The sequence below is a fragment of the Paenibacillus sp. NMA1017 genome (genome assembly GCF_058895805.1).
Genome location: NZ_JBZXYR010000003.1, coordinates 43,367 through 56,524, shown reverse-complemented (window position 1 = coordinate 56,524; position 13,158 = coordinate 43,367). Strand labels below are relative to the sequence as shown.

The 13,158-nt window shown below is 49.0% G+C and carries 12 protein-coding genes; all 12 read right to left on the bottom strand.

Features of this window, described 5'->3' with window-relative positions; genetic code table 11:
• Positions 1–51 precede the first annotated feature (51 nt).
• Entirely contained in the window at positions 52–783 is a 732-nt protein-coding gene (gene yycF / locus AC5ELV_RS08960; protein WP_493429900.1) for a response regulator YycF, read from the bottom strand.
• 232 nt (positions 784–1,015) lie between these two features.
• Positions 1,016–2,539: a peptidoglycan DD-metalloendopeptidase family protein gene (locus tag AC5ELV_RS08955; protein WP_493429899.1), complete on the bottom strand. Its 1,524-nt coding sequence runs from the start codon at positions 2,537–2,539 to the stop codon at positions 1,016–1,018.
• A gap of 365 nt (positions 2,540–2,904) precedes the next feature.
• Positions 2,905–3,561, bottom strand: coding sequence for a hypothetical protein (locus AC5ELV_RS08950; RefSeq protein ID WP_493429898.1), 657 nt, complete (start codon positions 3,559–3,561; stop codon positions 2,905–2,907).
• Between the two features lie 147 nt (positions 3,562–3,708).
• Entirely contained in the window at positions 3,709–4,425 is a 717-nt protein-coding gene (locus AC5ELV_RS08945) for a GntR family transcriptional regulator (RefSeq protein ID WP_493429897.1), read from the bottom strand.
• Between the two features lie 27 nt (positions 4,426–4,452).
• Positions 4,453–5,460 carry a CehA/McbA family metallohydrolase gene (locus tag AC5ELV_RS08940; protein WP_493429896.1) on the bottom strand — a complete coding sequence of 336 codons (1,008 nt, stop codon included), beginning with the start codon at positions 5,458–5,460 and terminating at the stop codon, positions 4,453–4,455.
• A complete protein-coding gene (locus tag AC5ELV_RS08935; protein ID WP_348623991.1) occupies positions 5,453–5,920 on the bottom strand; it encodes a hypothetical protein in 468 nt (155 codons plus the stop codon). The genes AC5ELV_RS08940 and AC5ELV_RS08935 overlap by 8 nt, the downstream gene beginning before the upstream one ends.
• A complete protein-coding gene (locus AC5ELV_RS08930; RefSeq protein ID WP_493429895.1) occupies positions 5,917–7,431 on the bottom strand; it encodes a hypothetical protein in 1,515 nt (504 codons plus the stop codon). The genes AC5ELV_RS08935 and AC5ELV_RS08930 overlap by 4 nt, the downstream gene beginning before the upstream one ends.
• Before the next feature lie 31 nt (positions 7,432–7,462).
• A complete protein-coding gene (locus AC5ELV_RS08925; RefSeq protein WP_493429894.1) occupies positions 7,463–8,305 on the bottom strand; it encodes an ABC transporter permease in 843 nt (280 codons plus the stop codon).
• A gap of 2 nt (positions 8,306–8,307) precedes the next feature.
• On the bottom strand, positions 8,308–9,477 hold the full coding sequence (locus AC5ELV_RS08920; protein WP_493429893.1) for an extracellular solute-binding protein: 1,170 nt from the start codon (positions 9,475–9,477) through the stop codon (positions 8,308–8,310).
• 98 nt (positions 9,478–9,575) lie between these two features.
• Complete coding sequence (locus AC5ELV_RS08915) at positions 9,576–10,607, bottom strand: ABC transporter ATP-binding protein (RefSeq protein WP_493429892.1); 1,032 nt, start codon at positions 10,605–10,607, stop codon at positions 9,576–9,578.
• 53 nt (positions 10,608–10,660) lie between these two features.
• Positions 10,661–11,485 carry an ABC transporter permease gene (locus tag AC5ELV_RS08910; protein ID WP_029518945.1) on the bottom strand — a complete coding sequence of 275 codons (825 nt, stop codon included), beginning with the start codon at positions 11,483–11,485 and terminating at the stop codon, positions 10,661–10,663.
• Positions 11,486–11,687: 202 nt separating this feature from the next.
• Complete coding sequence (locus tag AC5ELV_RS08905) at positions 11,688–12,974, bottom strand: adenylosuccinate synthase (protein WP_029518946.1); 1,287 nt, start codon at positions 12,972–12,974, stop codon at positions 11,688–11,690.
• Positions 12,975–13,158: the final 184 nt, after the last annotated feature.

Here is a 13,158-nt window from a genome sequence, read left to right as displayed (position 1 = left end):
CATAGATAATAATCAGCTTTGCATGAATGGTACGAAAGAAAGACAGCCATCTCATGCCCGCAGGCCACCTTTGCCCCCGCTCACGATATATCCAAGACCACGGCGCGTCAGGATGGTCTCTGGCTTGCTCGGGTTCTCCTCAATCTTCTCGCGCAACCTCCGAATGGTCACATCTACTGTCCGCACATCCCCGTAGTATTCGAAGCCCCATACCGCCTGAAGCAAATGCTCCCGCGTCATGACCTTTCCGGCATTCTTCGCCATATAATGCAATAGCTCATATTCGCGGTGCGTCAGGTCAAGCGGTGTTCCGTTTTTGTAAGCTGTATACATATCCGTATCAAAAAAGAGGTCGCCCACGCGCAGCCCCTGCTTCTCCTCCTGCGATCGGCTTTCCGACGCGCCTGCCCCGCCGCGTTGCTGTCTGCGCATCTGTGCCTTCACCCGTGCCAGCAATTCCCGTGTGCTGAACGGCTTTGTCACATAATCGTCCGCACCCAGCTCCAGCCCCAGCACTTTGTCGATTTCGCCGTCCTTGGCGGTCAGCATAATAATCGGCGTCTGGAGCTGATGCCCGCGCACCTCGCGGCATACGTCCATGCCATCCATGCCCGGCAGCATCAGATCCAGCAGAATCAGGTCAGGCTGTTGCTTGACCGCAATATCCACCGCGCTGATTCCATCGAAGGCGCAAATCACCTGGTAGCCCTCTTTTTCCAAATTAAATTTCAAAATATCAGCGATGGGCTGTTCATCATCCACTACCAGAATCGTTCCCTGCATACAGCGTTCACCTCTTTTCACGGATCATAATCTATAATTAACTTTCGTTTGTCAGTACCTATAAGATGTTTATTCTATTCTATCACACCCGTGCGCCATTCCATTACTTCTCCAGACGCTTTTCTTTACGCAGAAAAAAACCATGTCTGCACCTACTGTTAAGCATGCAGAAAAACATGGCCTTTCCCCTTGATCCTCATAAATCATGTAACTCTCGCTATAAACATCTAACCTATCTTAAATACGTCATTGGATTGCGTGGCGTATTATCTTTACGAATTTCAAAATGCAGATGCGTTCCGGTCGAGCGCCCTGTGCTCCCCATGACCCCGATCGACTCGCCTTGCTGAACCACCTGTCCTACATGAACGCCAATGCTACTCAAATGCCCGTACACGGTTTGGTAGCCGTTGCCATGATCAATCATAATGACATTGCCGTATCCATTCTGCTGACCTGCAAATGATACCACGCCTTCATCTGATGCGTGAATATCAGCACTACCGACCAAGTCCACGCCCTCATGCATACGTCCCCAACGTGCGCCAAAGCTACTCGACATCGATGCGCCGGACACCGGCCAAGCGAACTGTCCTGAGCCTTCTCCCACGACCTTCGTTCCTCTAAGAACCACCTCAGTAACAGACGGCTGCAGCACCTTTTGACCGAGCCATTCCTCTTGCACAACCTCACCGTTCTCCTTGGTCAAACGATAGTCCATCTCTTTAAGACCCGCTTGTCCCGGTCTGACCACTTTGGTAACTCCTGCCTTCAGTTCATCGCTCTGGCGAATCTCAACCTCAGGCTCGATGGCAATCTGTTCGACGACCTTCTCTACTGTTCGCACCGTAACCGGAGCCTTCGGCGCAGTAAGCTTCAATTCGTCCCCAATTTGCAAATACAGCTCACGCGAGCCGGGATTGTTCTGCTTAATCTCCCAAGCGGTCATATTAAATTTAGTTGCAATCGACGACAAAGAATCGCCTTCTTGCACTGTATACGTGATAGGAGCCTCACGCCCCTCCGTCAACACTTTGACTGCTTCAGCCTCCGTCAGTACCTTGTTCGGGTCTGCTTTCACAGGCTCGTACGCGATTTTCTCACGGATACTGGCAGACTCCAGCCATGCTTTAGGGGTTTTAGTACTAGCACTCGCATGGCTGCTGCCCACGGATGTTTTGCGAACCAGCCCCTTGATGCCTGTAGATGTACCCTCACCCACAGGTGTGTACTTCTTCTGTACTTGCTTTAAAGCCGCCTGTGCAGTCGCTTTGTCCTTTACAATGCCAACCGTCTGACCGTTGACCTTCACTTCTACCCCTTTGGCATACGCTGTCAGCATACCATCTAGCTTCTTCAGCGTGGCTGCGCTGTCGATATCCGCTTTATATGCCTTCTCAATGTCTGTCGTTACTGCGCTCGTATTGAGCACCATATCTACGCCGGGATACTTGTCCTTATACTGTTTGCTCTTCGTTGCGTACAGCTGTTTAAGTTGTTGCTCATTCAAGATATTTCCGACCTCGACGCCTTTTACATACACTTTATAATAAGGAACTGTGTTAGCCCCGACATACTGATTACTCGCAAAAATAAGACTGCCTGCAATCACCACACCGCCTGCCGTCCAGCTCAGCCATTTTCTCCGACCGCCCCACCACTTTGCTATTTTCCTCGCTTCCACAGCAGGCTTGTCTGCAACGTTTGAATCTGCATTCCTGCTGTCTGGTGAATCCTGCTCCCTCAAAACCTTCATGACTCTCTCCTTTTCAGCATATCTTATCTCTATATAAATGCGTTCGTTATTGGTCTTTCACACTATGAATCTAGCCTGTATTCACAAGTATCTATGATATTAGTCGCTATCTACCCTTGCATAGTTGCGTAAAAGGTTTCAAAAATTTAACCTTTTCACAACACTGTTTACTTTAACATAGCCTTTACAAAGAATTCAACTACACCCCAATTCCTTCCTGGCACGCAAAAAAATCCGCGCCATGCGCGGATTCTACAGTCCTATTTTGAGCATAAGCATTGCCCATGAATTCATCTAGACGAACTAACCCATTTCGATCCATATGTTGTTCATTGGAAGTCACTTATTGGATTTTTGCAAAATACTCATTTAAGCAAATCCATCAACTTGTTATATTCCTCTTTGGTCAAATACTTCGCAAGCACCTGCTGAATATCCTGAAGCTCCTGCTCAGTGAGACCGCCTTCCATCGCGGCTGATATTTTCTGCATCTCCTCCGGCGGCAGCTTATTCATCAGAATCGCAAAAATCTCCTGCTTCTGTGCCGCCGGTAAATTGTTCTTCTTTTCCGTCAAATGGTCGGGCGTAATAACCAAATCATGGCCTTCAATACTCGTTTCAGGTGTAGCTGTACCTTCTGCTTGTTTCCGTGACTCGTTGCCAGATGCTCCGGCCGACGTGGCTCCCTCCTGAGATACCTTGCCATTGGCTGCGCCACCAGCCTCATTTCCGCTTTCTTCTAAGCCCTGTCCCATGACAGGCAACGCATCATCAGGCGGTTTTACACTTCCCGAGTCACTTCCTGTCGTCTTGTTCTTCCCTGCGTCTGTGCTTTGGTCAGTACCCGCACTGCCTTTTAGCCAACCCAATCCCCATATAGGCTGATGATCAAGCTGAATGTTAAACTGCCGCAGCAGCGATTGAACATAAGCATTAACGACTACACCTGTCACTGCCAGCGTTAGTGCGCTAACCAACACGACCGTCATTCCTTTTTTTAGCAGCCATCCAAGCCACCTCATATCCCGTTACCTCCTTATACGCATCCTGCCATGTGTGTATCATCATGAAGTGCATATAGATCAGTATTGACGAGATATGACGATTTTTAACCCATGGAATATGTAAAACTAGCACAATTCAATAGAAGATGCCACATTCTGATTGAATCAGCGCGTACGACGCACCCAGAAACGGAAAATGTCACTGCGGACATAATCCAGAGAATACAGCACCTGCCTGTTCATTTCATCATAGTGAAGCTGCTTCAATAGTAATACCGTAGCCTGCGGATGCTTCAACAGACGTGCCATATGTGCGTCGTCATAGTTGGGAACGGTAAGCTCGGAATACGCTCCGACGATTCGTACCCCCGCCTTGAACTCAAGACTCTGAAAAAGCGAGCCTGAAAAAGAGTCACCTTCCAAAATGGGACTAGCTAACTTCTCAGGCATCCAGTTTATAGAGTGGGCTACAGCCTCTCCGTTGGCAGTGCGTGTACGCTCTAGAGCAATCATGGGCTCATTCTCGGAAAATTTCATCTGTTCGGCAATATCAGGAGGACAAACCGAAATTCTCTGAATGGATTCCAGCTGCTCGTCTTCCCGTAGCCCTGCCGAACGAATCATGTCACCGATGCTGTACAGGCGGTCCAGCGAGCTTGGAATACTCGGCAGCGGACAAGTAGCAAACGTACCACTCCCGTGTTTTACTAGTAGCTTACCTTCCGATTCCAGTTGACGAATAGCTCCCCGTAGCGTCGTACGCGAGACACGAAACGATTGGGAAAGTGCAGTTTCCGACGGCAGCCGATCCCCCGGACCCATTTGATTAACCTTCATATATTCTTCTATACGCTGCTTGATGTTCTCTTGTTTGGTTGACACCGTCCGAAGCCCAGCCTTTCTATTGTGTTAATCCATATAAATCGGATTCGTAAAAGCAATCATCATCACGCAGTCTTCCATGCAGCCGTAAAGCTCGGCTCGTATCCAGCCCTTTCCTAGAGGGTCTTGCAATGACAGCGTATATTCTCCTGTTTGAGCAGGGATCTGAATCTCGGAGCATATTCCATGACTACTTGTCAGTAGAAGACGAAGATTCTGAGGCTCGAGGTTGTAATGGGTTGCTCTTGTTGCCACATCCAATTGGACCGTCACAGATAGTGAATCCTCTACAGTCAGCTCTAGACATTCGCCGATGTGATAACGATGTTCTCTGCCCTTAATCTGTGCCCACATCGTCAGTAACGGTCCCATCGTAACTGACACTGAACCGTGGCGAATCGCCTCAACTGCCCTGTCTGCTAAGCCTTCTCGCTCTTCTGCTTCATCATGAACCCCCAGATACGTAACAGCCGGAAGCGCATCATTCGGTGTAGATACATGCCAGTCCCGACCGCTTACCGCAGTGATACGATACCCCTGATTCAACAAATCGGTCCACATGGCAAACGCCCGCTGGCTATCCCGCTTAATAGATGGTATAAGCGTTGACCAGACCTCTATATAATCCACCTCATGCCAATCCTGAATCGTGTATTCCCAAAAGCACCCCGTACAAATCGGACTTCCGATCCTAAACGGATGGGCAATCCCTGCAATGCCTCCCTGCTCATGCACCTGCCGAATCCCCTCATGAATGTCATCTGGCCCCAGTACACGCCAGTCGATAAAGCGGTCAACCCCAAGCGTCAGCATATGCCCGTAAAAGGTCGTCCACTCCATCCCTGAAATGATCGGGAGACCGAACTGCCGTTGAACCCGTTCCTGATCCGCAAGTGCCGATTGCGTGTTGTGATCCGTCATAGCGATGCATTCAAGTCCCAGATCCACTGCGCTTTGAACAAGCTCCTCCAGCGTTTGTTTGCCGTCGCTGTGAAGCGTATGGGTGTGAAGCTCAGCTGGAATCCATTTAAGCATATGCTGCTTCCTCCCCCAATACATGAATTTGGTAGGCAAGCGTCTCGGTCACAACGGCATGCAGACTGACCGTAATCCGCCACATGCCCGCCAGATTATCTCCTGCAAGGAATCCCGGCGAAGCCGCAGACGAACCGAGCCAATGCTCCTGCTGCATCTCGGGACGGTGTGCATTTCCCCGGTGACGGAGAGGATCATCGACAGACAGCGTTAATAAATTTTGCAGCGGTATATACTTCTTCCATAGATCGGATGAATGCCCCGGCTCGTCGTATCCGTATTTGCTCATGCTTTCTTCAATGATTTCTCGTGCTTGCTCTTGATCTTCCAATAACTTGGGCGTGTAAGAGAAGTGAATACGGATCGTTTCAGTCGGCTGTGGAATATGAAAAGAGTACGTAATATGGCTCTGGGTGCAGGTTCTGTCGACCGTTCCTTCCACATACAGTAGTCTGCTCATGACTCCCCATCCTGGCTAGACGGTTCATCCACAACATGCTTTACCACATCATTCACAGTATGTTCTTCATCACCCGACATGTCTTTGTCTGCCGCCCATAAAACACCTACGGGTTGAAGCCGCGTCAGCTCAATTACCCGGTCTGTACGAATACCCGGAAACTGCGGGAGATTATCCTCGTTTAACGTAAAAGCACATAGTCCAGCCACTTCCATACTGTCCGCACCGCCTTCCAGCAATACGGCTCTGATTTCAGCTATATCCTCAAGCACAGCCTCTCCAGATAGCTTGACCGTGGTAGAAAAGTGTGACTCTGCCCCCTCATAAGCGGCCCTAAATTCCCCGAGTCTCAGATCATGGTGGCACGATGAATACCACTGCTCCGAGCCGTGAAGACGAAGCTGGACATCGACACAGGCATCCTCCTCGCGCCGATTGAAGCCCGGCTTGAACCCTGGAGACGATTCGCTGCCTGAATCCCGCAAGGGGCGTTTTGAAGTCTGGATAAACACATAGCTACGCTGGTGTGCAAGTGTAATGGAAGACGCCTGTGATGGCATTTCCAGCTCCTGCTGACGTTCCATTTCCCACCCAGTGACCTGATAGGCAAAAGGAAAACGGCTCATGACCGCCTCACGCGGCTCTTCCTCTGGTTTCCACTGGAAAGCAGGCGACAGCATAAAACGATAGTCCGATGTAATATCATCCTTAAAGTTTCCGTTGGTTGTTGCGGATTGGAGAACAGGATGCCCACCCAGATCATAATTGCCATTAAACGCAGTCGTAATATGATGTGCCCCCTGGAAAACAGCTTCCAGAACATTGCCATCTCCATCCAGCTCGACGCGGTACATCCATTCGATATCGGTGGTTCTTCCCCATTTGCTCATAAGCAGTGGCGCAGGCGTTCCCTCATCTTCATGGCTGAACATCATCTGATATTCAATGACTGTCTTCTCCTCGTTCACTTCTATGGAATAGAACAAAACAAGCGGTGTATCCGTAAAGCGATTCTCATAGGGATGTGACAGATTGCGGCCATATAAAAGCGGGGTATGGCGATAAATCAGCGCTCTTGGAGAGGAATCAGCCACGCAGCGCAGTTCAACCCCGTCGATCCATGCTCGTGATACAAGCGGAGCCGATTCCAGTTCGCGAAATTCGGCATAGACCTCATAATCGCCTTCTTTTAGATATCCCAACAAACGGGTGTACACTCCCTGGCTGCTACCATAGTACAAAATGACATCTTGATTATAGGCTTCATTCAGATAGAGGCGTACGAAGGCAGATTCTCGATCTGTCGCAGCCCAGTCACTGTCTGATCTGGCGAACAGATCAAGCTCCGCGTATCCGTCTTCTGGCATGGAAAATGTAAACCGGAATCCGTTTCCCGGACTGAGTTCAACCTCGGCCTTGTGTAAGGCAATTCGATAACCGCAATCCAGCAGATCCTTTTCCCACACTCGCCCACTAAACCCGGTAATTTGCACCTCTGCTTGGCTGTTCATCCCTGTAACCTCCTTAGTGTATAACGACGGACTAGCTGGCATCCGCATCCTTCACCATGGTCCGAATATAAAAGTAGCCCATAAAAGAACACAGTAAAAACATAAATACTGCCATTGCGCTGGCCGTATGCGTCTCCTGATAGCTGGAAAACACCTGCTGCATCGCAACACCCAGCACCTGTGGCGAGTTGGCACCGATCAGGAAGGGAGCCGTAAAGCTGCCCATGATTCCCATAAAAATGAAGGTCACCGCAACCCACATCGTTTTGTAGGAAAGGGGTAAAATAAAGCGGCTAAACAGCTGAATCGTGCTGGCTCCAGCATCTCTGGCACTTTCGACGACAGCGTTTGGAATGCTGGCAAGTGCTGAGCTGAGCAGCATGGTTGCGAACGGAATGTTGAACCACAAATTAGCCAGCACCAGCCCTTTGTAGTCATAAATAATCCTCGGAATCGTTTCAATGCCAAGCGGCAGCAAAAGACGTGCAGCCCAACCGTGATTGCCATACATGGTAATGATCGCATACGTTGCAATTACGCCGGGAACAAACATCGGAATAAAATACAACCGACCTATCCACTTCACGACAACCCCTTTGCCGAATCTCAGATAAATCGCCAAAGCATAGCTGATGACCAGAGTAAGGGCCGTCGAGACTAGCGTGACATTAATCGTATACATGATATTTCTACGCATGGCAGGTTCCGTGAACAGCCGGATATAATTGGCCAGCCCGTAGCCCGTTCCATACTGATCAATCAAGCTTTCCTTCACGGCATAGAGAATCGGAATAATAACGACGACCAGCAAAATGAGAAAAGACGGGATGACCAGGGCAAGCCCCAGCATCCCCCTTTTGGACAATGAACTCATGATCAACCGCCTGCTACTTCACTTTGCCAGCGTTTGTAGATTTCCTGCTGAAGCTCTCCGCTGTTAAAGCTGCGGTATCCAGAAGATACACTGTTGAATTTCTCTTGCAGTTCCGTTGGCATCAGATTCCACTTAATCCCCGGATAGCCGTACATTTTGTTAATAACCACCGTTTGCGCTTCGGGTGTCAGTATATAATTCAAGAATTCCTGAGTGGCTTCTTTTTTGAAGGAAAGCGAAGGAACCATCAGATAAGAGGGGCCACCTGTAAAAGCAGGGTCGATCTGTGTCAGCTTCACCGTGTCTGGAAGCAGCCCTTTAGCCAGTTGTTCGAGCGCCATATCAGACCATGCTGGAACCATGTCTACCTCTCCACTTGCTAAAATATCAAGGGTACCTTGGTTTTTCTTAGGATAGACTCCTTTTTGATACATTGAAGGACCCAGTTCCTTGAGCAGTGAGAAGCCTTGATCCCATTTCTTCATATTTGCCGGATCATCACTGTTCATCGCCTCTGGTGGAAGGAAATTATAGATAACCGTGTTCACAAACGAGCTGCCTGACCCACCCGTGGACGGATCATTATAGGCAAACTTACCCGGATGCTGACGAATCCACGTGTACAGCTCGTCGGCTGTTTTCGGAGGTGTCGCTACTTTTGCACTGTTATAGGCAAGTACAACCGAAGAGGCACGGTATGGAATGGCCTGATTGTTGACTTGCTTGAGATACGTTTCATCCACATTCTTCAAATTTGGAACCTTGGCAGCATCCACCGTTTCCCACAGTTTCTCGCCTACCCCTTTGGTGATGTCATCCAGACTGCCTTCGTACAGGTCGATATCTGTATCGGTTTGTCCGCTTTTCTTGGCTGCAATCAGACGATCCAGTGTAGATGCGCCTCCAGTCCCTGCTGGCAAATACACCAGTTTGACCTTAACGTGATCATTTTTAGCTTCAAAGTCCTTGATTAACGTTTCCCACAGTTCTTTGACGTTCAGAGACCCTCCAGTGTACAAGGAAATTTCAGTCGTTCCCGTAGCGGCTCCCGCTTTTGTAGACTTGGCTTCTCCTGTAGCCGTGGCGGCATTACCGCCATTTCCACAGCCAGCCAACAACGATAAACTAAGTACCCCTGCCAAAACCAGACCCATATTCTTTTTCCCAAACACGTTGTTGCCTCCTTTAGATAGTTGCACAAGTTCGCAGCATCACCAGATGATGCGTTCGTGATGGACATTGATGCGATATAGAGGTTAATCGTGAATCTTCACTGTGTTGCTGGAAAAGTAACCATTTTACTGAAGCTGAATCTGATGTGCTCTCCACTGCGCAGCTCGGCCGCTCGTTCACGCGGCACAAACATTTTCAGATGATGGGTACCGCTATCCAGCGAAACTTCCGCATAATGCCCGAGAATCATCACTTGTCTGATCGTTCCGGCTAGAGAACCATTTTCTTCCGTCGTCAGAACAATATCCTCTGGTCTAACACCAACCATGGATTCACCTGTGTATTCATTCTCTTGCGCAAACGGTATTCCGCTCACAGAGACACTGCGACCTGTGCTCACCCCCTTTAATAAATTGATACGGCCAATAAAACCCGCTACAAAAAGTGACTGTGGCTTGTCATAAATCTCCTGCGGTGAAGAGAGTTGCTCAATTCGGCCCGCATTCATAACGACGATTCGGTCGGAAATGGACAGCGCCTCCTCCTGATCATGGGTGACGAACACCATCGTCATCCCTGTCTGAGTCTGGATATCGCGCAGCTCTTCTCTCATCTCCATGCGTAATTTGGCATCAAGTGCGGAAAAAGGCTCGTCCAGCAGCAATACATCAGGCTTTAGCAGTAGAGCCCGAGCGAGTGCTACCCGCTGCTGCTGACCGCCCGAGAGCTGTCCTGGCGTTTTACGCTCTGCGCTCTCTAGCCGAACCAGCGCTAGCGCTTCCTTCACCTGGCGGTCAATCTCTGCCTTCTTCACCTTTCGAATCTTCAACCCGAAAGCCAGGTTGTCATACACGGTCATATGCGGCCACAAATTATAGCTTTGGAACACCATAGCCGTCGGACGCTTTTCGGGCGGCAGCTTGAGTACACTCTTTCCCTGAATTTGAATGTCCCCACTGTCTGGGTCCAAAAAGCCGCCAATGGAGCGAAGCACGGTTGTTTTACCACAGCCGGAAGGTCCCAGCAGTGTCACAAGCTCTCCCTTCATCACGTCAAGTGAAATGCTTTTGACTCCGTCTCCTGTCTTGAAGCGCTTGGTTAACTCTTGAATGGATAATTGAATGGGCATTAGCTTAGGCTCCTTTTTCAGGATTTTACAAACTCCTCTTTTGACCAATTACGTTATTTCACCTGAAATCCGCCTGCCAGTACATCCGCACTTACAAAACGCTTGGCTGCCAATAGCAGAATGATCGTTGGCAGGGTAAGAATGACAGAGAAAACAGCGCCCGTTGTGCTCGGATAATCAGCAATGATGGAATACATGATGACTGGCATTGTTTTATAGTCCGGCGTTCCGACAAGAAGTGTCCCCTGTGCTTCATCTAGTGAAGCAAGAAAGGTAAAGATGGAGGCGACAACAATGCCGGGCAGCGCCATAGGAAAGGTGATTTTCCAAAACACTCGAAATGGTCCGGCTCCAGCATCCCGCGCTGACTCCTCCTGTGCACGATGTACGCTGCGGAAGGCAGAGGAAGGAATCCAGGTCATATACATGAGCGTGTTTACCATATGGATAAGCACAATGCCTGCAAAGGTGTTCATCAACCCGAATTGGTAGAATAGTACGGCAATGGACACATACAAACCCATTTTCGGAAAAGCATGCGTAAGCAGAAATGAGAAAAGAAACCACTTACTGAGCGGGAAAGAAATTCGTGCAAAGGCATAAGCAGCAGGAATACATACGATAATGGAGCAGACCGTAACGGTGATCGCAATCAGGAAGGATAGGGAAATCGAGCTGACTACATCGTCCTGGGTAAGTACGAACTTCCACCATTCCAGTGACAAGCTCTGCGGGAGCGGTGCAGGATACTGCCATTTTCCCGAAACCGCCAAAAGGAGGAGATTGGTCAGAGGCCCCAGGAAAAAAATGACGAAAATGACAAGCACGATGAATTCCACAATTTTGCGTGTGCCGAGTGAGCGAAGATACCAGTTCATAATTCATCCCTCTCAAGACGTCTAGACGTCCGAATCTCTTTTCTATTTGGATTATAGAGAGGGTTTGTTATCACAAATCGACAAGGAAGATAAGATTATGTAAAGGGGAAGATACCATTTAACACTTCACAGAATAAAAAAGAGAGAGGCTGCTAACAGCCTCTCTCTTTGAACATGTATCCATAGCTATATCATTCTTGTCCTACAAATAAATCGGAAGCACCTGGTTCGTTTGATCACGATTACGCCCAACTGAGAAAATAGCAATTGGGATACCTGTCAGATCAGACACGCGTTGTACGTAATTGCGTGTAGTCTCAGGCAGTTCCTCCAGCGTTTTCACGCCAGTGATGTCTTCGCTCCAACCTGGCATTTCTTCATATACCGCTTCGCACTCCGCCAGCATTTTCAGGCTAGCCGGATAATGCGTAATCACCTCACCGCGGTACTTGTAACCTGTGCAAATTTTCACCGTTTTCAGGCCAGTCAATACGTCCAGCGAGTTCAGGGAAAGACCTGTTAATCCACTGACACGACGGGCATGGCGCACAACGACGCTGTCAAACCAGCCAACACGACGAGCACGACCTGTAACCGTACCGTACTCATGACCAGTTTCACGAATATAATCGCCGACTTCATCGTTCAGCTCAGTTGGGAAGGGGCCATCACCTACACGAGTTGTGTACGACTTAGCTACACCGATGACTTGTTGAATCTTGGATGGTCCCACACCGGAACCAATACATACGCCGCCTGCCGACGGGTTGGAGGACGTAACGTATGGATACGTACCTTGGTCGATATCGAGCATAACGCCTTGCGCACCCTCAAACAGTACCTTTTGATTTGCGTCAATCGCATCATTCAACACGACAGACGTATCTCCTACATAAGGACGGATAAATTCAGCATACTCCAGATACTGTTTCAGTATTGCTTCTACATCCAATGGCTCACCGCCATATACTTGTTCAATCACTTGATTTTTTTCCTTCGTTTGATGGCGCAGCTTCTTTTCGAATTCCTCTGCATCCAGCAAATCAGCAATACGAATACCGTTACGTGCAGCTTTATCCATATAAGCAGGGCCGATCCCTTTACGGGTAGTACCAATTTTGTTAGGACCTTTGCGGTCTTCTTCCAGCACATCCAGCGTCATATGGTACGGCATAATCACATGTGCGCGGTCACTAATGACCAGATTTTTTGTGGAAAAGCCATTATCATGAATGTAAGTAATTTCTTCAATAAGAGCGGCTGGATTTACTACCATGCCGTTGCCAATAACACACTTTTTATCTTCATAAAAAACGCCGGATGGAATCAGGCTCAGCTTGTACTTTTTACCGTCAATGAGAATCGTATGACCAGCATTGTTTCCGCCTTGGTAACGGGCCACCACTTCAGCGCTTTCCGCCAGATAGTCCGTGATTTTACCTTTGCCTTCGTCTCCCCATTGTGTTCCCACAACGACTACAGTTGACATGTTTCATTCCTCCGTGGAGTGCCCACAGACACTCTGATTTTGAGCTGACACACTACGCATATCCGACTTCAACCGCCTGAGCGAGCAAATATGGAGCGTTCGCGGACAGCAGGAAAAAACGTCCGTCGCAGACATTCCGTAGGTTCGGAAAGCCCCGGGCGTAATGTTCTCCCCACTGCGTTGA